Below are 26,618 nucleotides of genomic sequence, written 5' to 3'. Positions count from 1 at the left end.
GCCAGCGCCCTGCGAGGAAGGCGTATTCTACTGATCCGGCGGAGCTTGTCAACTCCCTTCGAGGCCGTCACCGGGGTGACCCTGGCGTCGAACTCCCGCGCTGCGGGCGCCGTCTCGAGTGGTGCGCATTCTACCGAATCCGCCGTGGGCGTCAAGCGGGAATTTTACGAAACGAATCGAAAAATCCAAAGCGTGACAGCCACTTACCACCCTGCCCACCGCCTGCAACGTTGCCCGTTGCCGGCAGCGGATGCGTACTTTACGGTTTTCGCCGGAGCCCTGCAAGGCCTGCCTGTAAAAAACTTTCAGGACCATGACCAGGCCATGCCTGACCAACGGCACCAGGCTATCCACAGGGCCGCAGGAGCCAGGGCTGTGGATCGTTTCGCATGGCTGCTACAGACGACAACGCCCGCACGGGGCGGGCGTTGGCAATGTCTCGTCAATTCATTCACCTGGAGGCGAGTGCTTCATCTTGCGCATGACGGCCAGCGTTGGGCCGGACGCCACATACGTGCCGAACAGTAGCAGCAACATTACCGAGGGCTCTACCGAGATCACGACGAAGCCCAGCACGATGGCAAGCAACACCACGAACGGTACCGGCCCTTTGAGATCGATGTCCTTGAAACTGTAGTAGCGAATGTTGCTGACCATGAGCACACCCGCGGCGGCAACGACCAGCAGCATCAGCAATTTGAACCCAACGGCGTCGGCATCGAAGCTATGAAAGGTCCAAACGCTTGCCGCCACCAGGGCAGCGGCGGACGGACTGGGCAGGCCGATGAACCACTTCTTGTCGACACTGCCGATCTGCACATTGAAGCGCGCCAGGCGCAGTGCCGCACAAGCGACGTAGAGGAATGCGACGACCCAGCCGGTCTTGCCGATGTCCTGGAGGATCCAGGTGAACGCCACCAGCGCTGGCGCCACACCGAAGGAGAGCATGTCGGAAAGGCTGTCGTATTCGGCACCGAAGGCGCTCTGGGTATTGGTCAGGCGCGCCACGCGACCGTCCAGCCCGTCGAGCACCATGGCGATGAAAACCGCGACCGCCGCCGCAGTGAAATCGCCGTTGATGCCGGCCACCACCGAGAAGAACCCGGCGAACAGTGCCGACGTGGTAAACAGGTTGGGCAGCAGGTAGATCCCCCTGCGCCGAACCTTCTTGCCATCCTCGATCGACTCTTCGATGACCTCGGTCTCGCGCACGAATGCGGCGGCCAGGTCCTCCTCGGCAGGCCGCTCTCCCTGCTCACCGGAGATACCTGGCTCGGCGCTGTCACGATTGTTGGCTTGCTCGGTGTTGCGGGGCTGCTGACTCATTCGTCTCGTCCATAGCCGAAATGGGTTCACCCGAAGGCGGTGCCTTCATTCTACACCGAGTTGGGGAAGCGAAAAGCGCCCGCTCTTTCGCACAAACGCCAAGGGCGCGGTAGACCGCGCCCTTGGGGATAACCGCTTGTGTCGCCGGCTCAGTTCTTGCTCTTGTCGACCAGCTGATTGGCGGCAATCCACGGCATCATGGCACGCAGCTTGGCGCCCACCTGCTCGATGTCATGCTCGGCGTTGAGGCGTCGACGCGCCGTCATGGAAGGGTAATTGGTGTTGCCTTCCTGGATGAACATCTTGGCATACTCGCCGGTCTGGATGCGCTTGAGGGCATTGCGCATGGCCTGGCGGGACTGCTCGTTGATCACCTCAGGGCCGGTCACGTACTCGCCATACTCCGCATTGTTGGAAATGGAGTAGTTCATGTTGGCGATGCCGCCCTCGTACATGAGGTCGACGATCAGCTTGAGTTCGTGCAGGCACTCGAAGTACGCCATCTCCGGAGCGTAGCCTGCCTCGGTCAAGGTCTCGAAACCCGCCTTGACCAGCTCGACCGCGCCGCCGCACAGCACCGCCTGCTCGCCGAACAGGTCAGTCTCGGTTTCGTCCTTGAAGGTGGTCTCGATGATGCCGCTGCGACCGCCGCCGATGGCCGCGGCGTAGGAGAGGGCGAGCTCCTTGGCCTTGCCCGAGGCATCCTGGTGGATGGCGATCAGATCGGGAATGCCGCCACCCTTGACGAATTCAGAGCGCACGGTGTGGCCTGGCGCCTTCGGCGCGACCATGATGACGTCGAGATCACGGCGCGGCTCGATCTGGTTGTAGTGAATATTGAAGCCGTGCGCAAAGGCCAGGGTGGCGCCTTCCTTAAGGTTGGGCTCGACCTGGTTTTCGTAGATCGCCTTCTGGTTCTCGTCCGGCGCCAGGATCATGACCACGTCAGCGCTCTTGCACGCCTCCTCGACGGAGGCCACCTTCAGCCCGGCCCCTTCGGCCTTGGCTGCGGAGGAGGAGCCCGAACGCAGGGCGACGGTAACGTCGACACCGGACTCCTTGAGATTGTTGGCGTGGGCGTGCCCCTGGGAGCCGTAGCCCACGATGGTGACCTTCTTGCCCTGGATGAGGGAGAGGTCGCAATCCTTGTCGTAATACACGCGCATATCGAAACTCCTGGAAGCGAGGAAAAAGGAAGTCGTGTCAGCGTTGATGGCCACCCGCACCGTCTGCCGCGGCGCTGGGAGTCGGCTCATTCGATGGCCTCACCTTAACGTCGCAGCCACGTTGCGTAAAACGCGATATTTGCAACGTCACATGCTGATTTATGCAATAATGCAGCGCATGGATCTACGCGCCCTCAAACAATTTCTCGCCCTTGCCGATACGCTGCACTTCGGTCGTGCCAGCGAGCTTTGCCACGTGAGCCCCTCGACACTCTCCCGCACCATCCGGCAGCTCGAAGAGAACCTCGATGCACCGCTGTTCGTGCGCGACAACCGTCATGTGAGTCTGACCCGCCAGGGCCTGGCTTTCCAGGCGTATGCTCGGGAGGCAGTGACCCAGTGGGAGATGCTGCGCCATACCCTGAGTAGCCAGGCCGGGGAGCTCTCCGGCGAGATCAGTATCTACTGCTCGGTCACGGCGAGTTACAGCTTCCTCTACGACCTGCTCAGCGATTTCCGCCTGCGCCATCCGCGCATCGAGCTCAAGCTGCACACCGGCGACCCCGCGGAGTCGATGAACCGGGTGCTGGCCGGTGAGGAGGACATGGCCATTACCCCGCGGCCGCGCAACGCGCCGGGAGGGTTGGCCTTCAAGTCCCTGACCCGCTCGCCATTGGTATTCATCGCTCCGGTGGAGCAGGCACCATGGATTCCTGCCACACCGGCCTCGCCCTCCGCCGAACAGTGGCGAGCCGTGCCGATGATTCTTTCCGAAGCAGGGCTGTCCCGGGAGTATGCCGACACCTGGTTCCGCGCGCTGGGTGTAGCACCGACCATCTATGCTCAGGTTGCCGGTCACGAAGCGATCGTCAGCATGGTCGGCCTGGGCTTCGGTATTGGCGTGGTACCGAAGATCGTGCTGGATAACAGCCCCCTTGCCGAACGGGTGCGTGTGCTGCCGGTAAAACCCGAGCTGCCCCACTACGATGTGGGCCTGTGCGCGCTCAACCGCCAGCTCAAGAGCCCCCTCATCCAGGCGTTATGGGATGAAGTAGCGGAGCGCTGATAAAAAAAACCGCCCCGAAGGGCGGCTTCTACCGAACCGATAGCCGGAATCAAAGGCTGAGCACCTTATCGCCCCTGGCGATACCCGACACGCCGGTCCGCGCCACCTCGAGGACTCCCACCGGCCCCATGGCCTGGAGAAAGGCGTCGAGCTTGGGCGCGTCGCCGGTGATCTGCACGGTATAGAGGCTCGGCGTGACGTCGACGATCTGAGCCCGGAAGATATCGACGGTACGCTTGACCTCGTCGCGTGCTGCACCCAGCGCCTTGACCTTCACCAGCATCAGCTCGCGCTCGATGTGGTTGCCCTCGGTGAGATCGACCAGCTTGATCACGTCGATCAGCTTGTTGAGGTGCTTGGTGATCTGCTCGATGACCCGGTCGTCGCCGACGGTGGTCACGGTCAGCCGCGACAGCGACGGATCCTCGGTGGGCGCCACGTTGAGCGTCTCGATGTTGAAGTTGCGCTGCGAGAACAGCCCTACCACGCGAGACAGTGCGCCAGGTTCGTTTTCCATCAGAATCGAGATGATATGGCGCATCAGGTCCGCTCCGTCTTGGAAAGCAGCATGTCACGCATGGAGCCCAGGGGCACCTGCATCGGATAAACGTGCTCGCGCGGGTCGACGATCACATCGACGAAAACCAACTCGTGCTTGTCGGCGAAGGTACGTTCAAGCGCCGGGCGCAGCTCGTCCATGGTCTCCACCCGCAGCGCGGTGAAGCCATAGGCCTCGATCAGCTTGGCGAAGTCGGGAAGCGACTCCATGTAGGAGTGCGCGTGGCGCGACTTGTAGTTGAGGTCCTGCCACTGGCGCACCATGCCCAACGATGCGTTGTTGAGATTGATGATCTTCACCCCGCCACCGAACTGCTTACAGGTGGAGAGCTCCTGCATCATCATCTGGAAGCTGCCCTCGCCGGTGACGCAGATGACCTGCTCGTCGGGAAAGTTCTGCTTGATGCCCATGGCGGCCGGGAAGCCGAAACCCATGGTGCCGAGCCCGCCCGAAGTGATGAACCGGTTGGGCTTGTCGAACTTGTAGTACTGGGCGGCGAACATCTGGTGCTGGCCCACGTCTGTGGTGACATAGGCCTCGCCGCGCGTCACCTCGCACAGCGCCTCGATCACCTCCTGCGGCTTGAGCTGCTCGCCCGACTTCGAGGGCTCGTAGAGCTTGCCGTGGCGCTCCTCTCGCCAGCCGTCGATCTTGACCCACCACTCCGCCAAGGCTTCGGGGTGTGCGATCTCCTTGCCCTGCACCAGACTGATCATCTCGTCGATGACACTGGCCGCCGGGCCGACGATGGGCACATCGGCACGCACCGTCTTCGATACCGAGCTGGGGTCGATGTCAACGTGGATGATCTTGGCCGTGGGACAGAACTTGGAGGTGTTGTTGGTCACCCGGTCGTCGAAGCGCGCGCCGATGGCGATGATCAGGTCGGCATGATGCATCGCCATGTTCGATTCATAGGAGCCGTGCATGCCCAGCCAGCCCAGGCACTGGCGATCGCTCTGCGGATAGGAACCGATGCCCATCAGCGTAGTGGTGATGGGATAGCCGAGCCGCTTGACCAGGTCGGTGAGCCCCTCACAGGCACGCCCGGTCACGACCCCACCGCCGGTGTAGAAGACCGGACGCTTGGCCTTGAGCATCATTTCCACGGCCTTCTTGATCTGGCCGGTATGCCCTCGCGCCACCGGGTTGTAGGAGCGCATCTTGACCTTCTTCGGGTAGACGTACTCGTAGCGCTCGGTAGGCGCAGTCATGTCCTTGGGTATGTCGACCACCACCGGCCCGGGGCGCCCCGTCGATGCCAGGTAGAAGGCCTTCTTCAAAACTTCAGGAATTTCGGTCGGGTGCTTGATCGAGAAACTGTGCTTCACGATCGGCCGGGTCACGCCGATGATGTCGGTTTCCTGAAAGGCATCGTCGCCGATCAGATGGCTCATTACCTGCCCGCACAGCACCACCATGGGAATCGAGTCCATGTAGGCGGTGGCGATGCCGGTGACGGCGTTGGTGGCACCGGGGCCGGAGGTGACGAGTACCACACCGGGCTTGCCGGAAGCCCGGGCGTAGCCATCAGCGGCATGGGTGGCCGCCTGCTCGTGGCGCACCAGAATGTGCTTGACCTTGTCCTGACGGAACAGCGCATCGTAGATATGCAAAGCTGCACCGCCCGGATAGCCATAAATGTATTCGACGCCTTCATCCTGCAGGAATCGGGCGATCATATCCGCGCCGGAAAGCAATTCCACTTGTATCTCTCCCCTGGAGGTCTCGAGTGCGATCCGCGCCCTCTGCCGGGCACGGGGTCGAGTGCGGCGGTATGCCGCTGTCGGCGAGGCCGACACCTGATGCCAAACCCTGGCATTAGGCCCGGTTGGGGCCTGCACTCTCATCACGGCGGATTGCCGCGTCGGGGCATTGGCCGGAAACGGCGGTTGGCCGCATTCCGGTAGTCCTTCGGCGGGTAGAGGCTGGACGGCCTACCCTTCGCGCGGGGATGGGGGGTTGCCCGCAGGAGTCCGCGCCCGCAAATCAGGAACGCTCAAGATTCCAACAGCCATGCGAGTGTGTCAACTGCTGCACCGCCACGACCGGCCATTGGCGGGACAAGGAAGAAAAAAAGCCCGCCGGCTGAGCGGGCGGGCAAGGGGGTTACAGGACGCAACCTATAGATCAGTGTAGTCGTTCGCCGGATGGCGCACAGTCCGGCGCGTTACCATGTGTATCAAGTGTGGAATACCAGTTTTTCACCTTCCAAACCGACGTGAATCACATCGCCAGGGGCGAAGCGGCCGGCCAGAAGATCCTGGGCCAGCGGGTTCTCGATGCGGCTCTGGATCGCCCGCTTCAGTGGGCGCGCGCCGAATACCGGGTCGAAGCCCGCCAGGGCGAGCTGTGACATGGCTTCCTCGCTGACCTCGAGCTGCATGCCATGCTCGGACAGGCGGGCACGCAGGCGATCGAGCTGAATGCCGGCGATCGCCTCGATCTGTTCCTGGCGCAGGGCGTGGAACACCACCACTTCGTCGATACGGTTGATCAGTTCGGGACGGAAGTGATTGCCGACCACATCCATCACTGCACCCTTCATCTCCTCGTACTGCTCTTCGGCACCGCCCATGCGCTGGATGATGTCCGACCCCATGTTCGACGTCATCACTATCACAGTGTTGCGGAAGTCCACGGTACGCCCCTGGCCATCAGTGAGGCGACCGTCCTCAAGCACCTGAAGCAAGATGTTGAATACGTCCGGGTGGGCTTTCTCCACCTCGTCGAGCAGCAGCACGGAGTAAGGCTTACGCCGCACGGCCTCGGTCAGGTAGCCGCCCTCCTCGTAGCCCACGTAGCCGGGCGGTGCACCGATCAGCCGCGCCACGGAGTGCTTCTCCATGAACTCCGACATGTCGATGCGCACCATGGCCTCCTCGGTATCGAAGAGGAAGTTGGCCAGCGCTTTGCACAGCTCGGTCTTGCCCACCCCGGTGGGGCCGAGGAACAGGAACGAGCCGTTGGGTCGATTGGGGTCGGCGAGGCCGGCACGCGAGCGGCGAACGGCGTTGGCCACCGCATTGACCGCCTCCTCCTGGCCGATGACGCGCTGGTGCAACGCCTCCTCCATGCGCAGCAGCTTGTCGCGCTCGCCCTCGAGCATCTTGGCCACCGGGATGCCGGTCCAGCGCGACACCACCTCGGCGATTTCCTCCTCGGTGACACTGGAGCGCAGCAGTTGGTGCTTGGCGGTGTCGGCCTCGGCCTCGCTCGACTCGGCGATCTTCTTTTCCAGCTCGGGAATCACACCGTACTGCAGCTCCGACATGCGGCCGAGATCGCCCTGGCGACGCGCCTGTTCCAGGTCGATGCGGGCTCGCTCGAGCTCCTCCTTGAACTGTCCGGCCCCCTGGATACTGGCCTTTTCGGCCTTCCATATCTCGTCCAGGTCGGCATACTCGCGCTCGAGCTCGTCGATCTGTTCCTGCAGGCTCTCGAGACGCTTCTTGGAGGCCTCGTCGGTCTCCTTTTTGAGGTGCTCGCGTTCCATCTTGAGCTGAATCAGCCGGCGGTCGAGGCGGTCCATCTCCTCGGGCTTGGAGTCGAGTTCCATGCGGATGCGAGAGGAGGCCTCGTCGATCAGGTCGATGGCCTTGTCGGGCAGCTGACGATCGGTGATGTAGCGGGTCGAGAGCTTGGCCGCAGCGATGATCGCGCCGTCGGTGATATCGACCTTGTGGTGTACCTCGTAGCGCTCCTTGAGGCCGCGCAGGATCGCCACGGTGTCCTCTTCGGAGGGCTCGTCGACCAGTACCTTCTGGAAGCGCCGCTCCAGTGCGGCGTCCTTCTCGATGTACTTGCGGTACTCGTCGAGGGTGGTGGCGCCCACGCAGTGCAGCTCACCGCGCGCCAAGGCGGGCTTGAGCATATTGCCGGCGTCCATGGCGCCCTCGGCCTTGCCGGCGCCGACCATGGTGTGCAGCTCGTCGATGAACAGGATCACGCGGCCCTCTTCCTGGGCCAGCTCCTTGAGCACCGCCTTCAGGCGCTCCTCGAACTCGCCGCGGAACTTGGCCCCGGCCAGCAGCGAGCCCATGTCGAGCGACAGCACGCGCTTGTCCTTGAGCCCTTCCGGCACTTCGCCGTTGACGATGCGCTGGGCCAGCCCCTCGACGATGGCGGTCTTGCCCACGCCGGGCTCGCCGATCAGCACCGGGTTGTTCTTGGTACGCCGCTGCAGCACCTGGATGGTGCGGCGGATCTCGTCGTCGCGCCCGATCACCGGGTCGAGCTTGCCGTCGGCGGCACGCTCGGTAAGATCGAGGGTGTACTTCTCCAGTGCCTCACGTTGCTCCTCGGCGTTCGGGTCGTCGACTCGCTCGCCGCCGCGCACGCTCTCGATGGCGCTTTCGAGTCCCTTGCGGGTGACCCCGGCCTGGGTCAGCAGCTTGGTCACCGCGTGGCCCATCTCCAGGGCGGCCAGTAGAACCAATTCGCTGGCGATGTACTGGTCGCCGCGCTGCTGCGCCTCTCTATCGGTCAGGTTGAACAGTTTGATCAGGTCGCGCGAGGGCTGCACCTCGCCGGTAAACTGGCCCACCTGAGGCAGGTCATCGAGATGGCCCACCAGGCCGTCGCGCAACCGCGCGGCGTCGCCGCCGGCCTTCTGGATGAGTGCCTTGATGCCGGTATCGCGGGCATCCAGCAGTGCCAGCAGCAGATGGCCGGGCTCGAGCTGGTTGTGCCCGCGCCCCACGGCCAGTGACTGGGCGTCGGCCACGGCGTTCTGCAGCATGGCGGTGAACTTGTCGAAACGCATTCGTCTTCCTCCATCGGGGTGTCGGCGCGTTCGGACGCGCCGCTTGGCCCTGTCATATCGTTGACAGTTTCAATGGAGTCAGGGTGGCCGGCTTTCAAGTCGCCAGCCAGGGAAAGGGTGCGACAGCCTGACGCGGGTCAAGGAAACTGTAGGATGTGGAAGCGGTGACGGGTTTTAACGAAGCCAGATTACGCTGGCCATGCGCCCGGTCCTGCCGTCATCGCGCCGATGCGAGTAGAAACGCGACTCACAGGCAGTGCAGAAGTGGCCACCGCTGACATGCGCCACGCCGAGCCGCTCCAGGCGCAGGCGGGCAAGCTTGTAGAGGTCGGCCATGTAGTGGCCCAGTCGATAGGGGCTGGGATCGAAGGCCACGGCCGCCTCCGGGTGCACGCCGACGAAGGCCTGCTGAACCTCGGGCCCCACCTCGAACTGCGCGTTGGAGATGGCCGGCCCCAGCCAGGCCATCAGCTCCTCGGAGGGGACGCCGAGCGCCGCGACCGTGGCCTCGAGCACGCCGCCGGCCAGGCCGCGCCATCCGGCGTGCGCCACGCCAACCCGCGTGCCCTGGCGGTCGCAGAGGAACACCGGCAGGCAGTCGGCAGTCAGCACCACGCAGGCGTGGCCGCGGTCGAAGGCCACCGAGGCATCGGCCTCGGGCACGCTGTCCGTATAGCTTGCCTGCACCCGGGCGCCGTGCACCTGGCTGAGCCACAGCAGCGGCCGGTCGTCGTCGAGCTCGTTGCCGATCAGCCGCCGGCACAGCGCCACGTGAGCGGGATTGTCGCCCACCCGGTCGCTGGGGTTGAAACAGGCGAATTCGCCCTGGCTGGGCCCGGTCTCGCGCGTGGTGACGAAGGCACCGACGCTCGCGGGTGCCGGCCAGTCGGGCTCGATCAGGGTCGGCTTCAGATGGGGGGCGTCGCTCATCCGAACTCCTCAGCGTCAGCGCATGACCGCGTGGTCATCGCGCAGGTAGTCGATCAACAGCAGCAGGTCGTCCGGCAACGGTGCGCGAAATTCGACCGCCTCGCCGCTGCCGGGATGCAGGAAAACCAGCTTCCTGGCATGCAGCGCCTGGCGGGGAAACTCGCGCAACAGCGTCTTGAGCGCTTCGCTCGCCCCGGCCGGCAGCTTGAGCCGCCCACCGTATACCGGATCGCCGATCAGCGGGAAGCGCCGATGCGCCAAGTGCACCCGGATCTGGTGGGTACGCCCGGTCTCGAGCCGGCAGCGCACGTGCGTATGAGCGCGGAAACGCTCGACTACGCGATAGTGGGTTACGGCAGGTTTACCACTGGCGTGCACCGCTTGGCGCTTGCGATCCTTCGGATGGCGGCCGATGGGAGCATCCACCGTCCCGCCCGAGGTCATCACGCCGACACAGATCGCATCGTACTCGCGCGATACGGTTCGGGCCTGAAGCTGCTCCACCAGGGCGGTCTGGGCGGCCAGGGTCTTGGCCACGACCATCAAGCCAGTGGTGTCCTTGTCCAGGCGATGCACGATGCCGGCACGCGGCACGACGGTCAGGCTGGGGCAGTGGTTGAGCAGCGCGTTCAGCAGGGTGCCGTCGGGATTGCCTGCCGCAGGATGCACCACCAGGCCGGCCGGCTTGTCGATCACCAGGATCTCGTCGTCCTCGAACACCACGTCTAGCGGTATTGCCTCGGGCTCGAAGCGCGCCTCCTCCTCGAGCGTGGCCGCCAGCTGTAGCCACTCGCCGCCGGCCATCTTTTCCTTGGGCTTACCCGGACGACCGTCGACCGTCAGCGCGCCCTCCTTGATCCAGCCCTTGAGGCGTTCCCGGGAGTGCTCGGCAAAAAGCTCGGCTGCAGCCTGATCGAGGCGGCTTCCGGCCAGAGAGAGGGGTACGCGCTGCTGAGCTTCCACGGTCTGGGGCATAGGGATATCGCTGAAGAGCATCCTCGGACTGCGTTTTCACGCAAGGTGCTTTATAGTGGACGGGTTATGGCCAATTCTACCATGGCCGACACGGGTTGTTAGATACGAGGATCACGATGCGCGTTTCCCCCATCGCTACACGCCTTGTCGCCCTGCTCCTGGTGACAGCACTGGTCACTGGCTGTGCCGGCAGGTCCGCCACGGAAGAAGAGGATGAATTCGAAGGCGTCGCCGAACAACAGCTTTACGACGAGGCGCGCGACGCACTCGAGGACGGGCGCTACACCACCGCCATCACTCGCCTCGAGGCCATCGACACACGCTACCCCTTCGGCCGTCATGCCGAACAGGCCCAGCTCGAGCTGATCTATGCCTATTACGAAAGTGACGACTGGGAGGCCACCCGCGCCGCTGCCAGCCGCTTCATTCGCCTGCACCCCACGCACCCGCAGGCGGACTATGCGCTCTACATGCGTGGCCTGGCCTCATGGCAGGCAGGCCGCTTCAGTCTCGAGCGCCTGCGCCTGATCGATCTCTCCAAGCGCGACCTGGGCGCCTCGCGCGACGCCTATGCCGACTTCCGCGAGCTGGTGTCACGCTATCCGGATAGCGAATACGCCCCTGATGCCGAGCAGCGCATCGTCTACCTGCGCAATGTCCTGGCCCGTCATGAGCTGCATGTCGCCGACTTCTACCTGCGCAAGGGCGCCTATCTCGCCGCCGTCGAGCGCGGTCGCTGGGTGGTCGAGAACTATCCCCAAGCCGAGGCCACACGCGATGCACTGGCGGTGATGGTCGAAGGCTATCTCGGGCTCGACATGCGCGATCGCGCTCGCGAGGTGCTGCAGGTACTGATCGAGAACGACCCGAACAACGAGCGCCTGCGCGGCCGCACCTTCCAACCGCAGCACGTTGATGCGGATGCCCTCTCCGCCTGATGGCTGCGGCCTGGTAGTCGCTTACCTCCAGACAGCAGAACGCCACCGCCTTGACGGTGGCGTTCTTTTTGGCAAGTGGCTCTCTATCTATTCACCCGGCTGCCAGCCGTTGACGATGGGGTAGCGACGGTCACGGCCGAAGCCCCGTGGCGTCACTCGCACCCCTACCGGCGCCTGGCGCCGCTTGTATTCGTTGCGATCGACGAGCTTGACCACCTGGTAGACATCCTCGCGCTCGAAGCCGGCGTCGATGATCGCCTCGGCGCTCATGTCGCCCTCGATGTAGCGTGCCAGGATGGCATCGAGCGTATCGTAGTCGGGCAGCGAGTCGGTATCCTTCTGGTCGGGCGCGAGTTCCGCCGAGGGCGGACGCACAATGACCCGTTCGGGAATCGCCGGCGACTGGGTGTTGCGCCAGCGCGCCAGCCGGTAGACCCAGGTCTTGTAGACGTCCTTGAGCGCATTGAAGCCCCCCACCATGTCACCATAGAGCGTGGCATAGCCCACCGCCATCTCGCTCTTGTTGCCGGTGGTCAGCACCATCAAGCCCTTCTTGTTGGAGATCGCCATCAGCAGCACGCCGCGGCAGCGTGATTGGAGATTCTCCTCGGTGGTATCACGCTCGGTGCCGGCAAAGGTGTCGGCCAGCGTCGCCATGAAGGCCTCCACCATCGGTTCGATCGGCAGCACTTCGTAGTTCACGCCGAGCAGGCGGGCCTGCTCGGCGGCGTCCTCCTGTGAGATATCCGCGGTGTAGCGGTACGGCATCATCACCGCATGCACCCGCTGCGGCCCCAGTGCGTCCACGGCGATGGCAAGCGTGAGGGCCGAGTCGATACCGCCGGAAAGCCCCAGCACCACGCCCTGGAATCCGCTCTTGTTGACGTAATCGCGCACACCGCTGACCAACGCACAGTAGAGGCTCTCCTCGGCTTCCTCCATGGGTTCGATCTCGCCCTCTCGCGGCACCCAGGCGCCGGTTTCCTGGACGAACTGCACCGGCATCAGCCCCGCCTGCCAATACGGCGCCACCACGCGCACCAGCCCCCGAGCATCGACACAGGCCGAGCCGCCATCGAAGACCAGCTCATCCTGGCCACCGATGGTATTGACGTAGACCAGCGGCAGCGACACCTCGGCGGCGCGCTGTTCGAGCAGACGCAGGCGCTCGCCCGGCTTGTCCTGATGGTAGGGCGAGGCGTTGAGCGTGACGAGAATGTCGGCCCCGGCATCACGGGCGGCACGTACCGGTTCACCGTCCCACAGATCCTCGCAGATCAAAATGCCGAGCTTGGCGCCCTTGTGCTCGAGCACCAGGCTGCGGTCGCCGGTGGCGAAGTAGCGCCGCTCGTCGAAGACCTGATAATTGGGCAGCGCCTGCTTGGCGTATTCGCCGACCCACTCGCCGTTGTAGAGCAGCCCGGCCAGGTTGTAGCCAAGCCCCTCGCGACGGCCTGGGTAGCCAATGATCACCAGCACGTTGCGGGACATCTTGGCCGCCATGCGTGAGCGCGCCTCACGCAGGCGGGTCTCCATGGAGGGGCGCAGCAGGAGGTCCTCGGGTGGATAGCCGCTGAGGAACAGCTCGGGAAAGACCACGATGTCAGCACCATGTTCGATGCGAGCCTCGCGAACGGCCTCGATGGCACGATCCGCGTTGCCGGGAATGTCTCCTACCAGTGGGTCCAGCTGCGCCATTACCAGCGTCAAATCTTGCATGGGCGTAGAAATCTCTTGAGAATCCGTAATCATGACATTGTCCCGCAAGGACGTCCGACTGGCAAAGCCGCCAGCCTAAAGGAGTCGGATAAGGATGAACCTATTGCTCATTCGCCTGATCATCTTTGCCGTGCTGTTTCTGGCCGGCCTCAAGCTCTACCGCATGTATCGCGAGTGGAAGCTCGACCGCGAGGAACCGCAGGGCGATGCGCACCAGGAAGGCAACCCGATGGTCCGCTGTGCCTGGTGCCAGGTGCACGTGCCCGAAGCCGACGCCCTACGCGATAAGGGCGAGTGGTTCTGCAGCAGTGCCCATCGCGACCGTTATCTGCAGGAGCAGCGCCCCGAGGAGTAACCGGCAGGCATTGGCGGCAATCGCCTACAGCTCCTATCAGAAACGACTGATAGACCTCTCTTCAGGCTCGACTAGAGTGAGTGCCTTGTCTCAAGGAAACACACTCAGGAGAGCGACATGGAAGGTGCTGCTGCCTCGCTTGCCGCCTCGCGTCAGCGCGGCCTTACCCTCCTCGAACTGCTCGTCGTCATTGCCGTGGGTATCGTACTGATGGGCTGGGCAGTCCCCGGGTTGCAGGCGATGCAGGCGCGTCAGGAGGTGGTCGCCGAGGCACATCGAATCCGCACGGCGCTCTCGTTGGCCCGTAACACGGCGATCACTCGGCGCATGCCGGTGATCGTCTGTCCCAGCCCCGACCGGCAGCGCTGCGTCATGGACGACTGGAGCGCCCCACTGGCCATCGTTCTGGGTCCGCTGACTGGGACGTCTTTCGAGCCACAGGCCCTGTTGCGCGTGCTCGAGGCCGGCCGCAGCGTCACTGTCAGCTATCGCCAGGACGGCAAGCCGGTGCGCTATGGCAGCCTCGGTCGGCCGGCCGGCCACAATGGCACCTTTCGAATCTGCGGACGCCAAGGCCAAGGCGCCCAGCTGGTACTCAGCAATTTCGGGCGGGTACGCGCAAGCCGTGCCTTCGACTGCTGAATGCGTTGCACTCCCCTGGAGCCGCTGTGATGCGTCAAGCCATCGTGGGATATCATCAGGACGAAGAGAACCATTGGGTCGCCGAGCTGGCATGCGGGCACAATCAGCACGTGCGCCACCAGCCCCCCTGGATCGAGCGCCCGTGGGTCATGACGAATGCCGGGCGCCGTTCACGCCTCGGCCTCGAACTCGAATGCCTGAAATGCGAGCGGGGCGAGCCCCGGGACAACCGGTGACAACGCCCCGCAGGGACTTGCCGCTAGCCCTTAGGTCCCAACAATAGCCAGATGATCAGGCCGACCAGCGGGAAAAACAGCAACACCAGAATCCACAGGATCTTGGCGAAGGTACCGGCCGAACTCTTCGCCACCTTCACGATGGCCCAGATCAAGATGATCAGCCAGATCAGGCCCAGCAGGCCGCCCACTTCGATTCCCATCAGACGTCTCCTTGTCCAGCGGTATGTGTGGTTCAAGAAGTAGCATGCAGCGGCACGAGTAACAAACCGAAACTGTTACAGGGCGTAAGAGCGCGTAAAGCACCTCAGCCAACCTGCCACCAATCGGGCAGGAGACGAAGCACCTCGCGTTGCCGGAAGCGGTCGTCCATCAGCACCAGGGTGCCGCAGTCCTGAGGGCTGCGGATCACCCTGCCGGCGGCCTGGATCACCTTGATCATCCCCGGGATCCGATAGGCATAGGCATCGCCGCAGCCGAAACGCGCCTGCAACCTGGCCTTGAGAGCCTCATTGAAGGCGTCGAACGGCGGCAGGCCCAGCGTGGCGATGAAGGCACCGATCAGACGCTCTCCGGGAAGATCGATGCCCTCGCCAAAGGCGCCACCCAACACCGCGAAGCCGATTCCCCGCTCGCCTGGCTGGAAGCGTGCCAGAAAGGCATCGCGCTCGGCTTCGCTCATGCCGCGGGTCTGGCTCCAGCGGGGCAGCTCGGGGTGCAACCGGGCCAACCGCTCCTCCACGGCCTGCAGGTAGGCGAAGCTGCTGAAGAAGGCGAGATAGGGCCCGGGGCGACGACGAAACTGGGCCGCCAGCTCGGCCACGATGGGGTCGAGCGAGGCCTCACGATCGCGCAGTCGCGTCGAGATGCCGCCCGCGATGCGCACCTCGAGCTGGTCGGCCCGAAACGGGGAGGCCACCTCCTGCCAGACGCTGTCGTCCGGCAAGCCCAGCAGGTCGCGATGGTAGTGTGCCGGGCTCAGGGTTGCCGAGAACAGCACGCAGCTGTGTGCCTGGGCGAAGCGCGGCGCCAGAAAATCCGCCGGTATCAGGTTGCGCAGGCCGAGCACGGCGCGGCCGCGACCCTGCCGGGTGAGGTCGCACAGCGTATGGTCACCGAACGATTCGGCAAGTCGGGTAAACGCCAGGGCCTCGAACAGGCACTCCTGCAGGGCTGGGTCGCCGCCGCCCGGGTGCTCGGCCAGGTAGTCGGTAAGCGCCGCGGCAACCTGCTGCAGCGCGCCGATGAAGCGTACCGGCAGGTCCTCGAGCACCCGGTAAGCCGGACGCCCCACCTGGCCCTCTTCGGTCCCACCCTGCTCTCGCACCAGGGTCTGCCACTGACTCACCAACCGCCCCAGCGGCTTCGTCAATGGCACAGGTGCGCTGCGATGCAGGCGAGTGAACGCCTGCTGGTCGAGTTCGACGCTGTACATGCCCCGTGCCCGTTCCACCAGGTTGTGGGCTTCGTCCACCAGCAGCGCCAGGCGCCAACCGTCGGCCTGGGCCAAGCCATGCAGCAACGCTGCCGTATCGAAGTAATGGTTGACGTCGCCGATGCAGACATCGCTCCAGCGTGCCAGCTCCTGGCCCAGGTAGTAGGGGCAGACGCCATGCGCGAGCGCCACCTCGCGCAACGACGCACGGTCGAGCCAGCCGCGTGCCACCGCAGCCTGGCGGGCGGCGGGCAGGCGGTCGTAGAAGCCGGCCGCGAGCGGACAGGCGTCGCCATGGCAACCCTTGTCGGGATGCTCGCAGGCCTTGCTGCGAGCCACCAGTTCCAACACGCGCAGCGGCAACCGCTCTGTTCCTCTCTGCCCTGCCGGGTCGACAGCCCCCAGCCGGGCCAGGGCCTCCAGGGCCAGGCGCCGCCCCGGCGTCTTCATGGTCAGGAAAGCGAGCCGGTCAATGTCGTGGCGTGGCATCGCCTTGAGGGTGGGAAACAGGGTGGCCACGGTCTTGCCGATGCCGGTGGGTGCCTGGGCCAGCAGGCAGCGTCCGGTGGATGCGGCCTTGTAGACGTTCTCGGCCAGCTCGCGCTGGCCCGGACGAAAGTCTTCGTGAGGAAAGGCCAGGCCGGCCAGGGCGGTATCGCGCTCCAGGCGATGGGCTCGCTCCTGCTCGGCCCAGACGAGGAAGCGTTCGCACTGGGCCTCGAAGAAGGCGGTGAGCTCGACGGCGCTCGCTTCTTCGGTCAAAAGTGTCTCCCGCTCGCTGGCAATATCCAGGTAGACCAACGCCAGGGTCAGCGACTCGAGCCCCCTCTCGGCGCACAGCAGCGCGCCGTAGACCTTGACCTGAGCCCAATGCAGGGCGCGCTGGTTGGCGGCCATGCGCGCCAGGTCGCCGCGATGGGTCTTGATCTCCTCGAGGCGATGGCACGTCGGGTCGAAGCCGTCGGCCCGGCCACTCACGACGAGACTGCGGTAGCGTCCGCTCAGCGCAATCTCGCGCTCGTAGCCCTCGCCACGCCGCGCTGTCACCAGGGCATGTCCGGCCATGCCCTCGCGGGCGCTGGGTGACGGGGTGAAACGGTGGTCAAGATCACCCTCGCGAGCGGTGAAGTCGCACAGCGCCCGAACGGCCACCCGGTAGGGCGTCGTCCCGGCGCGCTCCCTGACATCGCTCATGCCATCTCGCCCGGCTGCCAGGTCACGTGGCAGACCGTGGCGGGGATGCCATGACGCTGGAAAAAGGCCAACCAGCGACGCTGGTTATCCTGCAGCCGGTCGCCGGGCCCCTTCACCTCGATCAGCCGGTAACGTGGCTCGCCCTCCGTCCCGGGCGGCAGGAACTGAATCAGGTCGGGTAGCCCGGCACGGTTGGCCTTGAGATCGGCCAGCAGACGTTCGAAACAGACGCGCAGGTGCGTGGCAGGAATGCAGTCCAGCGCCTGTTCGAGCAGGCCCTCGTCGAGTCCCTCCCAGAAGACGAAGGGCGAGGCCAAGCCTCGCTTGTGTTGCCAGGCGTGCCGGATGGCCTCGCCGTGGGTGCCTTCATCGAGGCGAGCCAGGCAGGCGTCGAAGCGCTCGCGCCGGCGAGCAACGAAATCGTCGCGATAGAGATCCGCCGGCCCGCTGTGGAACGGATGGAAGAACGCCCCGGGCAGCGGAGCGAACAGCGCGGGCCAGCAGAGCAGACCGAACACGCCGGTGAGCAGCACATTCTCGACGTAGCGGACCGGCGCCTCGGGGCGACTGAGATGCTCGGCCACGGCCTGCTCGACGCTCACCGCGTCGGTACGAGGCAGACACAGGTCGAAGCGGGATGGCGGCTCGTCGGGCTCGCGCGCCGGCGGTGCCAGCCCCAGCCGACGGCAGAGCCTCGGTAACAATCGCGCCAATGCCTGGGTTTCCTGCTCGCAGGTAGCCGACGCCCACGCCTGGGCCGCCAAGGCATGGGCCAGGCGATGCTCTCCCAGGCGTTCCAGCAGCCGCAGGCGCCGAATGCGCGCCTCCGTCTGAGCGCCCGGGCCGTCGCCGCTCGCCGCATAGAGCCGCAGTGCCACTTCTTTCTGCCCACCGCGCTCGGCGGCCTGGCCCATGCGAAACAGCAGCCGGCCGCGACGCTGTGCCAGCCAGGCATTGTCATCCGGCGCACGGGGTATCTCGGGCTCCAGCCACTCCGGGGCCTCACCCTGCTCCAATCGCTCACGCAACGCATGCAGCGTCAGGTAGGTATCGACTTCCTCGCGACGCTGGAAGGCGCGCGCACCGGGTGTCAGCGTGACCCGCTCGAAGCGCTGCACGCCAAGCTCGGTGAGCACGAACTCGGCCCAGACCTGGCGCAGGTTCCCGAAGAACATCAGCCGCAGTCGTTCGCACCATGACATCACGGTCAACCGCACGATGCGTTCGCCGCCCAAGGCATCGCCGGCCTCGGGCCACCATTCGTCGAGTCGCTTCGCCTGGATCTGCTGCGCCCGCAGCACCTCGCCGAGCGCCGACTTGCTCGCCTTGGGGGAAAGCCCGGCGGCATCGATGTCGCCTGCCAGTGCCCGCCGCAGTTCATCCAGGCGCAGCAGGCGAAACAGCTCATCAAGCGGCAGGGCGGGGTCCGCTTCGACCCAGCCGGCCTCGACGAGCGGAGCCAGTGCGCGCTGCGTATCGCCGATCTCGGCATAATGAAGCTTGGCGGTGCGAAAGTGATCCCCCTTGCGCATCACCATGCGGACCAGTAGCGCCTGGGACGGCTGCGGCAGGCTATCAAAGCCGGTGACGAAGGCGTGCTCCTCCGCGCTCAGCAGATCGGCATGGTGCTCCCTCACCCAGCCGAGTACGAAGCGGAAGTTCGCCAGGTAATAGAAGGGATCGTCGAGCGAGGCGGTGGCCGAAGCGGGGCGCGGGATACTGTTCATGCATCCATGATATCAGCCCGGCACTCCCTCGCCACCCTCGCCGTCAGCCCAGGCCTGCGGCGAGAGCGCGCACCACCTCGGCGGCCGGCACCTCACGGCAGGCGCTGGCATTCTGCCCGGACCATAGCGGCGAGAAATCGGCGCTGCCTGCCGCCTCGGCAGCACTGCGCAGCGGTGCTATCGCAGCGGTGGCCAAGGGAAAGGCCGGGGCCACGTCGCTGAGCGGGCCGAGTTCTCGCATCAGTCGGGTGACGATGCCGCGGGCCGGACGCCCGGAATAGAGATTGGTCAGCGACGTATGGCGAGCCGCCTCGCTCCGCAACGCCTGGCGATGCAGCGCCGAGGTAGTGGCCTCGGGACAGCACAGGAAGGCAGTGCCGACCTGGACGGCCGATGCCCCCAGGGCCAGCGCGGCCGCCACACCGCGCGCATCGGCAATACCGCCGGCGGCGATCACCGGCACGGAGACGGCCTGAACCACCTGAGGCAACAGGGCGAAGGTGCCGAGCTGGGTCGAGACATCGTCGCTGAGGAACATGCCACGATGCCCGCCCGCTTCCAGGCCCTGGGCGATCACTGCGTCGGCACCGTGCGCCTCGAGCCAGCGCGCCTCCTCCACCGTGGTGGCGGTAGAGAGCACCCGCGCGCCCCAGCCCTTGACCCGCTCGAGCAGCGCCGGCTCCGGCAGGCCGAAGTGGAAGCTGACCACTTCCGGGCGGAAGGGCGCCAGGGCCTCGCAGGCTGCCTGGTCGAACGGGCGTCGCCCGGCCCCTGCCGGCACGCTGTCGATATCCAGGCCGAACTCGGCGTAGTAGGGCGCTAGCGCCCGGTGCCAGCGCACCAGGCGCGCCTCATCGGGGGTCGGCGGTGCATGACAGAAGAAATTGACATTGAGGGGTTGCGTCGTCGTCTCGCGGATACGACCCAGCTCCGCCACCATCGCCTCAGGCGTGAGCATGGCGCAGGGCAAGGCGCCAAGGCCGCCCGTCCCGCTCACCGCCAACGCCAGGTCGCTCCCCTGAACGCCGGCCATGGGGGCTTGCAGGATGGGAAGCTCGATACCGAGCTGGTGGGTCAGGCTCATGAGTCTTCTCCCTGAGAGGGTTTGCGCTGCCACGGCTGCTTCGGCCCCAGGGTATCGGCGGCGTAGGCGCCTCGCTCTCCCATGGGCCGGGATACGCCCACCGTGGTGTCACGCCGGGTCTGACGCTCCATTTCAGCGTTGATCTCGGCCCCCAGCAATACGACATACGAGGAAAGCCAGAACCACAGCATCAGTACGACCACGGCACCCAGCGAACCGTAGAGTTCGTCCATGTTGGCAACGCGCCCGACGTAGAGCGACAGCCCTCCCGAGCCCAGCAACCACAGCAGCGTCGCCGTCACGGTGCCGATGCTGACCCACTCCCAGCGCGGCGAGCGCCGATAGGGGCCGTAGCGGTAGAGCACGGCAATCACGAACATCATCAGCGGCACCAGCGCCGGCCAACGTAGCCATTTGATCAGTGTGATCAAGGGGCCGTCCAGGGCGAGCCAGCCGACGACGAGAGGATAGATCGCCACGAAGATCGTGGCCGCCAGGGACATAACGATCAGGCCGAGAGTCAGGGCAGCGACGACCAGCGTACGATGCAGCACGCCGCGCTGGTCCTCCTCGCCGTACACCACGTTGAGCCCTACCATCAGGCCACGTACGCCCTTGGAAGCGAGGAACATTGCCACCACAAGCCCCAACAGCGCCGTCAGGCTTAGCCCGGTATCGGTATTCTCGCTGACTTCCCGCGCCTGTTCGTTGATCAACCGAGCGCCGCCGGGCGGCATGAAGCGACTCAACTCGCCGATCTGGCTGGTGATTTCGGCGGGGTCGAAGGCCAGCGCCCATAACGATATGACGGCACCGAGGGCCGGAAAGAGAGAAAGCAGGGCATAGAAGGCGATTCCGGCTGCCAGCATGTTGACCCGGTCATCCGCCAGCTGCTCCTTGACTCGCCAGACGACGTCCAGCCAGCCCGGGCCGGGTATCTGGTTTGGCTTGCCTGCCCTCCGGCCTCTGCGATATTGAATCATGTCACTCCCTAGGGTTGCTGTGCGGGGCGCAGAACCATGCGGGCATCACGGATCTCGATATCGAACCGACTCAAGAAGCTCATGCCGAGCAGGGCCACATCGCCCTCGAGCCCCGGGCTGATGGAACCGCGCACGTCGGCGGCGGTGAAACCTCCCAGGCTGACTTCGTCGAACCAGGTGAGATCGCCACGTACACGCCCGTTGGCGGTGTTGAACCAGGCCGACCCCGCCTGCTCCAGCCCAAGCCGATCAGCGAATTCACTGGAGACCGCCACGTAGGTGGCGCCGGTGTCGAGCAAGAACTCGATCGGCTCGCCGTTGATGCGTCCGGTGGCCACGAAGTGTCCCGAACGATTGCGCTCGAGCACAATCGGCTCGCCGGCCTCGGTCACGGTATTGACCAGATGGGTATTGGGGTTGCGCTGAGCCTCGAGGTAGCCATGCAGCCACCAGCTGCCGAAGCCGATGAACGACACCCAGAACAGCAGCATCATGCCCATGCCGGCGCGCCGGATCGAACCGCTCTGTCGGTTCATGCCCTCTCTCCCGTTTGGCAGGCTTCGCCCGCTTTGACACCCTTGATTTCGCTGTCTGTACTGAACAGCGCCAAGTTCCCTTGGCTGCGTTCTCCACGGCATTCGCCGGGTGTCACCAACGACCGCCCCATCGAACCAATAACGACAGGGATAGCCACATGCATGACCGCATCGCACTTTCGACCTCGAACGCTCCTCGTCATTCCCGAGATATCCCACGGCTAGCCAGTGCGGCACTGACCGCCGCCCTGCTGCTTGCCAGCAGCGCAGCAGCGGCATGGGACGGGCGGGTGGACAAGCAGGTCTTCGAGATGGAGGAGTACACCACCGTCAGCGGCGAAACCATCGCTCCGGTGCGTATCGGCTGGGAGGCCTACGGCTCGCTCAACGAAGAGAAGGACAACGTCATCCTGATTACTCATTTTTTCTCCGGCACCAGCCATGCCGCCGGCCGTTACGCCGAAGACGACGAGGCACCCGGCTACTGGGACGCCATCATCGGCCCCGGCAAGCCGCTGGACACCGACGAGTACTACATCATTGCCTCGGACACGCTGGTCAACCTCAACGTCCACGACCCCAACGTGACCACGACCGGGCCGGCCACGACCAACCCCGAGACCGGCGAACCCTGGGGTACCGACTTCCCGCTGGTCACCATCCGTGACTTCGTCGAGGTGCAGAAGGCGCTGCTCGAGAGCCAAGGCATCGAGCGGCTGCATGCGGTGATGGGCGCTTCCATGGGGGCCCTGCAAGCCTACGAATGGGCCAGCGCCTATCCCGAACGGGTCGAGCGCCTGATTCCCGTGATCGGCGCTGGCGTCGCCGACCCCTGGCTGCTGGCCACCCTGAGCGCCTGGGCCGCCCCCATCCGCCTGGATGCCAACTGGAACGAGGGCGACTACTACGACGATGAGCCGCCGCTGGACGGCCTGCGCGAATCGCTCAAGCTGGTGACACTCAATGCCAACCATTGGCACTGGGCCAACGAGACCTTCGATCGCAGCTGGGCCGACGAGGACGCCGACCCCACCCACGATCTCGAGGCACGCTACGCCATCGAGAAGACACTCGACGATCTCGCCGCCACACGCGCGGAGCTCGCCGACGCCAACCATCTGCTCTACCTGGTGAAGGCCAACCAGGCGTTCGTCACCGGCCACGGTGAGAGTCTCGAAGAGGGACTGGCGCGTATCGACGCCCCCAGCCTGATTCTCTACAGCGAGAACGACCTGGTGTTCGCCCCACAGGGCGTGCGCGAGACCGCCAGCCTGATCGAGGCAGACGGCACCGAGGTCGAACTGGCCACGCTGGAGGGCAATCGCGGTCACCTCGACGGCGTACTCGCCATCGATCAGGCCGGCGATCGAATCCGTGCCTTCCTTGCCGATTGAGGCGTCCGCTCCCTGGCCGGCTAGCCCGCCAGGGAGCGCACCAGCAGGTAACCGCCCATGGCCAGCAGACCGGTGAGAAAGACCCGCCGGAAGGCCACCTCGGAGAGACGCCGCCGCAACCGTTGGCCGAGCTGCATGCCCAGAATCGCCGGCACCACCGCGCCCAGGGAAAGCACGCCCAGCTCCACGCTCAGCAGGCGCTGCCCCCCCATGGAGAGCCCCAGCGCGCTGGTCGTGACCACGAACAGCACACCCATGGCCTGGATCAGCATGTCACGCGGCAGGCCCAGCGACTGCAGGTAGGCCACGCCGGGAAACACCGATGAACCGGTCATGCCGGTAAGCAACCCTGTCAGCGCGCCATTGACCGGAGCGGCATAGCGGCCACGGCTGACCAGCGCGCCGAGGCCGAGGTCGAGCAACCCGGCGAGGGCATATAAACCGATCAGCACGCCCAGTAGGGCAGAAAGCCAGCGCACGTCAACCCTGGCCAGCACGGCAACGCCCAGCCAGACAGTGACCGCCGAGGCCAGCAGGAACGGCCATAGCCGTCGGAGAATCCGCTTCAGATAGCCACCGACCACGGCCTGCCAGACATTGGTGATGATGGTGGGCGCCAGCAGCAGAGCCATGGCCGAGGGCAGCCCCACCGTAGCCGTCAGCAGGGCCAGCGAGACCGTCGGCATGCCCATGCCGATCACCCCCTTGACCATGCCAGCAGTGACGAAGGTTGCCGCCACCAGTCCCAGCAGCAGCGGATCCAGCGTCATGGGGCGCTTTCCCCGCCGGCCGCGGCGAGCGCATGGCGCGCCTCCCACTCGGCCGCCGCCCGCTGCCCCCTTGCCTGATCGACCGCCAGGCAGATCAGCATGGCCACGATGAACAGCGCCGCGCACAGCAGGATCGAGGCCTGCAGCCCCACCACCGACTGCAAGAGCCCCAGTCCGATGATGCCGAACACGCCGGCGAGCTTGTTGGCCAGGCCCCAGAAACCGAAGAATTCACCGGCCTTGCGGGCAGGGGAGAACAGCCCCACCAAAGCCCGGCTGGCCGACTGGCTGGAGCCCAGCGAGAGCCCGGCGAGGCAGCCCACGAACAGGAACAGGTGCTGGGCTTCCCAATCCAGCCCCAGGCGAGCATTGAGAAAGGTCGTGACTTCCGGCGTCGCCCAGATGGCCAATATCGCCGCCACCCATAGCAGCAGGGTCAACTGATAGGTGAGCTTGGTGCCGATGCGATCCTGAATGAAGCCGAAGCCCAGGGCGCCGGCCGCCGCAGTGATCTGGACGATGATGAACATGACGTTGCGGATCGATTCGTCCCAGCCGATCACCTGAGCACCGTAGATGAAGGCAAAGGCGATGATGATGTAGACCCCTGCCATGGAAAACAGCAGCGATATCAGGAAAATACCCAGGTCACGAAAGCGCCGGAGCTCATGCAGGGTGGTGGAGACACGCTCCCAGGCGATCTCGCGGTAGCGCTTGCGATGCGGCTGCGGCGTACCGCGCTCCTTCAGCCACAGGAAGGTGGGAATGGCGGTGACCAGGAAGAAGGCCGCGGCGAAGGGTCCCACCCAGCGGATGCGCTCGAAGTTGTCGGCCGTAGCCTCGCCCAGCGCCACCAGAGTGAAACCGGCCGCGAAAAGACCGCCCACGTAGCCCAGCGCCCAGCCGAAGCCGGAGATCTTGCCGAGATCCTGCGGAGGGCCCAGGTCGGGCAGGAAGGCAGCAATGAACGACTCGCCCATGGAGTAGGCGTAGTTGGACACCACGATCAGCAGCAGCCCGAGCATGACGTAGCCGGGCGCCACGAAGTAGAGCAGCCCGGTCGCCAATACCGTGACAATGTAGCTGGCGAACAGGAAACGTTTCTTGGCCGCCCGGTAGTCCATCACCGCGCCGCATAGCGGGCCGGTAATCACCACCAGGAGATAGCTCGTGGCAAGTGCCAGGCTCCACAGCAGATTGGCCAGGCGAAATCCGTCATCGCGATCACCGACGATGACGGTGGTGAACAGCTCGCCGAACACGACGGTAATGATCAGCAGCGTATAGGCCTGGTTGGCGAAGTCGAACATCGCCCACCCCAGAATCTCCTTGTTCGAGGCCCGCCGCCTGGCGCCAGCGCCGCCGACCGCCGGATTCATGTTCATTCCCTGCCTCCTCACTCCCAGCGGGACCTGCCCGAAAGCGCTTAGCCTACCAGCTAATCGGGACAGAAATGACGCTGCAGCCACTTTCACTACACTGAGGGATACATACGGAAAGGAGGTGAACGATGAAAGGATGCTGTAGGTGTGCCCCTCTGCTGGTGTTGGCGGTTTCCGCCGCGTCGGCCTCGGCCGATGAAGTGCCGCTCAGCAGTGACCACCAGGCGCTACGCCTGGTGCCGGTAGCGGAGGATCTCGAGCAACCCTGGGGCGTGGCCGTGCTGCCGGGCGAGCTCTACGTTGTCAGCGAGCGAACGGGGCAGATTCAAACGTTCTACAACGGCGAGCAGCAGCAGGTCGAAGGCCTGCCCGGCGTCCACGTCGAGGGCCAGGGCGGCCTGCTCGACATCGCCGCCTCGCCCGACTTCCCCGATACCGGCTGGCTGTACTTCACCTATTCCAGCGGCAGTGCCGACTCGACCGCCACGGCATTGGCGCGTGGCCGCCTGGCGGGAAACCAATTGACCAACGTCGAGGAACTGTTCGAGCAGAACCGGCGATCCGAGCCCGGCCCACAAGCCGGCTCGCGGCTCGCCTGGATGGGCGACGATACCCTGTTGATGTCGATCGGTGACCGCGGCACCCCCGAACGCGCCCAGGATACCCAGGACCACGCCGGCTCGATCCTGCGCCTCGACCCGCAGGGCCTGGCGCCGGAGGATAATCCGCTGTTCGAGGAGGTCGGCTTCCTGTCCGAGATTTACTCTTGGGGCCACCGTCATGTGCTCGGACTGGCCGTGGACGAAGCGCGTGGAGACGTCTGGGCGGTTGAGACACGCCCCAACGGCGACGACGAACTCATTCGCGTACAGCCCGGCGCCAACCATGGCTGGCCGGAGCTGACCCTGGGGGAAGAGGCAGCCGGAGGCGACTTCCTCGAAGGCATCACCAAGGGCACCGTCTTCATCGACAATGACATCATCCCGCCCCTCTATCGCTTCGAAAGCAACGTTTCGCCTTCGGGCCTGGCCGTGGTCAATGGTGGGCACTATCCCGAGTGGGAAGGCAACCTGCTCGTCGGCGGCCTGGAGGATGAGCAGCTCTATCGCTTCGAGGTGGATGGCGACGAAGTGACCGAGGTGGAGGCACTGCTCGACGAGCCCTTGGGGCCGGTGCGTGACGTACGCCAGGGACCCGATGGCTTCATCTATGTCCTCATCGGCGAGGAGCGCGGCACACTCTACCGGATCGAACCTGCAGAGTGACCGCACCCCGGCCGGCGGGCCTTCCGCGGGCCGGGGTCCTTATTGCGTGGAGAGGCCCATTCTTCCCTTCTCACGATCCCCCGGGCATTATCTGGGTTAACCTAGGTTATGCTCCAGTGGCAGTCGCACGAGATGCGCCTCTGCCAAGGCACCCAGGGCAAGAAGAAAAAT

General features: G+C 65.0%; 23 protein-coding genes. 7 read left to right on the top strand and 16 right to left on the bottom strand.

Features of this window, described 5'->3' with window-relative positions:
- Nucleotides 1-447 precede the first annotated feature (447 nt).
- Nucleotides 448-1,326, bottom strand: a complete 879-nt coding sequence (pssA, locus tag ACOJCM_RS06275) for a CDP-diacylglycerol--serine O-phosphatidyltransferase (RefSeq protein WP_445211209.1) — start codon at nucleotides 1,324-1,326, stop codon at nucleotides 448-450.
- Between the two features lie 149 nt (nucleotides 1,327-1,475).
- Nucleotides 1,476-2,492, bottom strand: a complete 1,017-nt coding sequence (gene ilvC / locus ACOJCM_RS06270; RefSeq protein WP_445211208.1) for a ketol-acid reductoisomerase — start codon at nucleotides 2,490-2,492, stop codon at nucleotides 1,476-1,478.
- A gap of 178 nt (nucleotides 2,493-2,670) precedes the next feature.
- Between ilvC and ilvY the strand changes: the two genes are divergently transcribed.
- Entirely contained in the window at nucleotides 2,671-3,558 is an 888-nt protein-coding gene (gene ilvY, locus ACOJCM_RS06265; RefSeq protein ID WP_445211213.1) for an HTH-type transcriptional activator IlvY, read from the top strand.
- 49 nt (nucleotides 3,559-3,607) lie between these two features.
- Here the strand turns inward: ilvY and ilvN are convergent, their stop codons facing one another.
- The 5 genes from ilvN to rluD form a co-directional block, all read right to left on the bottom strand.
- Nucleotides 3,608-4,099, bottom strand: a complete 492-nt coding sequence (ilvN, locus tag ACOJCM_RS06260) for an acetolactate synthase small subunit (protein ID WP_111415356.1) — start codon at nucleotides 4,097-4,099, stop codon at nucleotides 3,608-3,610.
- Entirely contained in the window at nucleotides 4,099-5,823 is a 1,725-nt protein-coding gene (locus ACOJCM_RS06255) for an acetolactate synthase 3 large subunit (RefSeq protein ID WP_445211207.1), read from the bottom strand. Before ACOJCM_RS06255 ends, ilvN begins: the two co-directional genes overlap by 1 nt.
- Nucleotides 5,824-6,299: 476 nt before the next feature.
- Nucleotides 6,300-8,882, bottom strand: coding sequence for an ATP-dependent chaperone ClpB (gene clpB / locus ACOJCM_RS06250; protein ID WP_445211206.1), 2,583 nt, complete (start codon nucleotides 8,880-8,882; stop codon nucleotides 6,300-6,302).
- Between the two features lie 174 nt (nucleotides 8,883-9,056).
- Nucleotides 9,057-9,812: a peptidoglycan editing factor PgeF gene (gene pgeF / locus ACOJCM_RS06245; protein WP_445211205.1), complete on the bottom strand. Its 756-nt coding sequence runs from the start codon at nucleotides 9,810-9,812 to the stop codon at nucleotides 9,057-9,059.
- A 15-nt stretch (nucleotides 9,813-9,827) separates the two neighbouring features.
- Nucleotides 9,828-10,787 (bottom strand): 23S rRNA pseudouridine(1911/1915/1917) synthase RluD, encoded by a 960-nt coding sequence (gene rluD, locus ACOJCM_RS06240; RefSeq protein WP_445211204.1) that lies wholly within the window; start codon nucleotides 10,785-10,787, stop codon nucleotides 9,828-9,830.
- A 116-nt stretch (nucleotides 10,788-10,903) separates the two neighbouring features.
- Here rluD and ACOJCM_RS06235 point away from each other — a divergent pair, with 116 nt between their 5' ends.
- Entirely contained in the window at nucleotides 10,904-11,725 is an 822-nt protein-coding gene (locus ACOJCM_RS06235) for an outer membrane protein assembly factor BamD (protein ID WP_445211203.1), read from the top strand.
- Nucleotides 11,726-11,812: 87 nt separating this feature from the next.
- Here ACOJCM_RS06235 and ACOJCM_RS06230 read toward each other — a convergent pair whose 3' ends face one another.
- On the bottom strand, nucleotides 11,813-13,444 hold the full coding sequence (locus tag ACOJCM_RS06230) for an NAD+ synthase (protein ID WP_445211202.1): 1,632 nt from the start codon (nucleotides 13,442-13,444) through the stop codon (nucleotides 11,813-11,815).
- Nucleotides 13,445-13,538: 94 nt separating this feature from the next.
- Here ACOJCM_RS06230 and ACOJCM_RS06225 point away from each other — a divergent pair, with 94 nt between their 5' ends.
- The 3 genes from ACOJCM_RS06225 to ACOJCM_RS06215 all read left to right on the top strand — a co-directional run bounded on the left by ACOJCM_RS06225 (nucleotide 13,539) and on the right by ACOJCM_RS06215 (nucleotide 14,677).
- Nucleotides 13,539-13,799, top strand: coding sequence for a PP0621 family protein (locus ACOJCM_RS06225; RefSeq protein WP_445211201.1), 261 nt, complete (start codon nucleotides 13,539-13,541; stop codon nucleotides 13,797-13,799).
- Nucleotides 13,800-13,916: 117 nt separating this feature from the next.
- Nucleotides 13,917-14,441, top strand: a complete 525-nt coding sequence (locus tag ACOJCM_RS06220; protein ID WP_445211200.1) for a GspH/FimT family pseudopilin — start codon at nucleotides 13,917-13,919, stop codon at nucleotides 14,439-14,441.
- Between the two features lie 29 nt (nucleotides 14,442-14,470).
- A complete protein-coding gene (locus tag ACOJCM_RS06215) occupies nucleotides 14,471-14,677 on the top strand; it encodes a DUF3565 domain-containing protein (protein ID WP_445211199.1) in 207 nt (68 codons plus the stop codon).
- Between the two features lie 23 nt (nucleotides 14,678-14,700).
- Here the strand turns inward: ACOJCM_RS06215 and ACOJCM_RS06210 are convergent, their stop codons facing one another.
- From ACOJCM_RS06210 to ACOJCM_RS06185, 6 genes are all read right to left on the bottom strand, one after another.
- Entirely contained in the window at nucleotides 14,701-14,880 is a 180-nt protein-coding gene (locus ACOJCM_RS06210) for a PLDc N-terminal domain-containing protein (protein WP_445211198.1), read from the bottom strand.
- Nucleotides 14,881-14,984: 104 nt separating this feature from the next.
- Nucleotides 14,985-17,306, bottom strand: a complete 2,322-nt coding sequence (locus ACOJCM_RS06205) for an ATP-dependent DNA helicase (protein ID WP_445211197.1) — start codon at nucleotides 17,304-17,306, stop codon at nucleotides 14,985-14,987.
- Nucleotides 17,303-19,033: a VRR-NUC domain-containing protein gene (locus ACOJCM_RS06200; RefSeq protein WP_445211196.1), complete on the bottom strand. Its 1,731-nt coding sequence runs from the start codon at nucleotides 19,031-19,033 to the stop codon at nucleotides 17,303-17,305. Before ACOJCM_RS06200 ends, ACOJCM_RS06205 begins: the two co-directional genes overlap by 4 nt.
- Nucleotides 19,034-19,076: 43 nt before the next feature.
- On the bottom strand, nucleotides 19,077-20,117 hold the full coding sequence (locus ACOJCM_RS06195; protein WP_445211195.1) for an NAD(P)H-dependent flavin oxidoreductase: 1,041 nt from the start codon (nucleotides 20,115-20,117) through the stop codon (nucleotides 19,077-19,079).
- Nucleotides 20,114-21,100, bottom strand: coding sequence for a YihY/virulence factor BrkB family protein (locus ACOJCM_RS06190; protein ID WP_445211194.1), 987 nt, complete (start codon nucleotides 21,098-21,100; stop codon nucleotides 20,114-20,116). Before ACOJCM_RS06190 ends, ACOJCM_RS06195 begins: the two co-directional genes overlap by 4 nt.
- Before the next feature lie 8 nt (nucleotides 21,101-21,108).
- On the bottom strand, nucleotides 21,109-21,636 hold the full coding sequence (locus ACOJCM_RS06185) for a retropepsin-like aspartic protease family protein (RefSeq protein ID WP_445211193.1): 528 nt from the start codon (nucleotides 21,634-21,636) through the stop codon (nucleotides 21,109-21,111).
- Nucleotides 21,637-21,794: 158 nt separating this feature from the next.
- On the opposite strand from ACOJCM_RS06185, the gene ACOJCM_RS06180 reads away from it, so the two are divergent.
- Nucleotides 21,795-23,030: an E22 family MetX-like putative esterase gene (locus tag ACOJCM_RS06180; protein WP_445211192.1), complete on the top strand. Its 1,236-nt coding sequence runs from the start codon at nucleotides 21,795-21,797 to the stop codon at nucleotides 23,028-23,030.
- Between the two features lie 20 nt (nucleotides 23,031-23,050).
- Here ACOJCM_RS06180 and ACOJCM_RS06175 read toward each other — a convergent pair whose 3' ends face one another.
- Both ACOJCM_RS06175 and ACOJCM_RS06170 read right to left on the bottom strand, forming a co-directional pair.
- Nucleotides 23,051-23,800 (bottom strand): sulfite exporter TauE/SafE family protein, encoded by a 750-nt coding sequence (locus tag ACOJCM_RS06175; RefSeq protein ID WP_445211191.1) that lies wholly within the window; start codon nucleotides 23,798-23,800, stop codon nucleotides 23,051-23,053.
- Nucleotides 23,797-25,185: an MFS transporter gene (locus ACOJCM_RS06170; protein WP_445211190.1), complete on the bottom strand. Its 1,389-nt coding sequence runs from the start codon at nucleotides 25,183-25,185 to the stop codon at nucleotides 23,797-23,799. The genes ACOJCM_RS06175 and ACOJCM_RS06170 overlap by 4 nt, the downstream gene beginning before the upstream one ends.
- A 125-nt stretch (nucleotides 25,186-25,310) precedes the next feature.
- Between ACOJCM_RS06170 and ACOJCM_RS06165 the strand changes: the two genes are divergently transcribed.
- Nucleotides 25,311-26,447 carry a PQQ-dependent sugar dehydrogenase gene (locus ACOJCM_RS06165; RefSeq protein ID WP_445211189.1) on the top strand — a complete coding sequence of 379 codons (1,137 nt, stop codon included), beginning with the start codon at nucleotides 25,311-25,313 and terminating at the stop codon, nucleotides 26,445-26,447.
- Nucleotides 26,448-26,618 lie beyond the last annotated feature (171 nt).

Source organism: Billgrantia hypersalina, from assembly GCF_052584175.1.
Note: the sequence above shows the minus strand (reverse complement) of the source record. Positions and strands in the feature narration are given on the sequence as shown.

Bases quoted from the DNA above. Each gene is read 5' to 3' on its own strand.
- pssA (WP_445211209.1), bottom strand. From the start codon at position 1,326: ATGAGTCAGCAGCCCCGCAACACCGAGCAAGCCAACAATCGTGACAGC.
- ilvC (WP_445211208.1), bottom strand. From the start codon at position 2,492: ATGCGCGTGTATTACGACAAGGATTGCGACCTCTCCCTCATCCAGGGC.
- ilvY (WP_445211213.1), top strand. From the start codon at position 2,671: ATGGATCTACGCGCCCTCAAACAATTTCTCGCCCTTGCCGATACGCTG.
- ilvN (WP_111415356.1), bottom strand. From the start codon at position 4,099: ATGCGCCATATCATCTCGATTCTGATGGAAAACGAACCTGGCGCACTG.
- clpB (WP_445211206.1), bottom strand. From the start codon at position 8,882: ATGCGTTTCGACAAGTTCACCGCCATGCTGCAGAACGCCGTGGCCGAC.
- pgeF (WP_445211205.1), bottom strand. From the start codon at position 9,812: ATGAGCGACGCCCCCCATCTGAAGCCGACCCTGATCGAGCCCGACTGG.
- rluD (WP_445211204.1), bottom strand. From the start codon at position 10,787: ATGCCCCAGACCGTGGAAGCTCAGCAGCGCGTACCCCTCTCTCTGGCC.
- ACOJCM_RS06235 (WP_445211203.1), top strand. From the start codon at position 10,904: ATGCGCGTTTCCCCCATCGCTACACGCCTTGTCGCCCTGCTCCTGGTG.
- ACOJCM_RS06230 (WP_445211202.1), bottom strand. From the start codon at position 13,444: ATGCAAGATTTGACGCTGGTAATGGCGCAGCTGGACCCACTGGTAGGA.
- ACOJCM_RS06225 (WP_445211201.1), top strand. From the start codon at position 13,539: ATGAACCTATTGCTCATTCGCCTGATCATCTTTGCCGTGCTGTTTCTG.
- ACOJCM_RS06220 (WP_445211200.1), top strand. From the start codon at position 13,917: ATGGAAGGTGCTGCTGCCTCGCTTGCCGCCTCGCGTCAGCGCGGCCTT.
- ACOJCM_RS06215 (WP_445211199.1), top strand. From the start codon at position 14,471: ATGCGTCAAGCCATCGTGGGATATCATCAGGACGAAGAGAACCATTGG.
- ACOJCM_RS06210 (WP_445211198.1), bottom strand. From the start codon at position 14,880: ATGGGAATCGAAGTGGGCGGCCTGCTGGGCCTGATCTGGCTGATCATC.
- ACOJCM_RS06205 (WP_445211197.1), bottom strand. From the start codon at position 17,306: ATGAGCGATGTCAGGGAGCGCGCCGGGACGACGCCCTACCGGGTGGCC.
- ACOJCM_RS06200 (WP_445211196.1), bottom strand. From the start codon at position 19,033: ATGAACAGTATCCCGCGCCCCGCTTCGGCCACCGCCTCGCTCGACGAT.
- ACOJCM_RS06195 (WP_445211195.1), bottom strand. From the start codon at position 20,117: ATGAGCCTGACCCACCAGCTCGGTATCGAGCTTCCCATCCTGCAAGCC.
- ACOJCM_RS06190 (WP_445211194.1), bottom strand. From the start codon at position 21,100: ATGATTCAATATCGCAGAGGCCGGAGGGCAGGCAAGCCAAACCAGATA.
- ACOJCM_RS06185 (WP_445211193.1), bottom strand. From the start codon at position 21,636: ATGAACCGACAGAGCGGTTCGATCCGGCGCGCCGGCATGGGCATGATG.
- ACOJCM_RS06180 (WP_445211192.1), top strand. From the start codon at position 21,795: ATGCATGACCGCATCGCACTTTCGACCTCGAACGCTCCTCGTCATTCC.
- ACOJCM_RS06175 (WP_445211191.1), bottom strand. From the start codon at position 23,800: ATGACGCTGGATCCGCTGCTGCTGGGACTGGTGGCGGCAACCTTCGTC.
- ACOJCM_RS06170 (WP_445211190.1), bottom strand. From the start codon at position 25,185: ATGAACATGAATCCGGCGGTCGGCGGCGCTGGCGCCAGGCGGCGGGCC.
- ACOJCM_RS06165 (WP_445211189.1), top strand. From the start codon at position 25,311: ATGAAAGGATGCTGTAGGTGTGCCCCTCTGCTGGTGTTGGCGGTTTCC.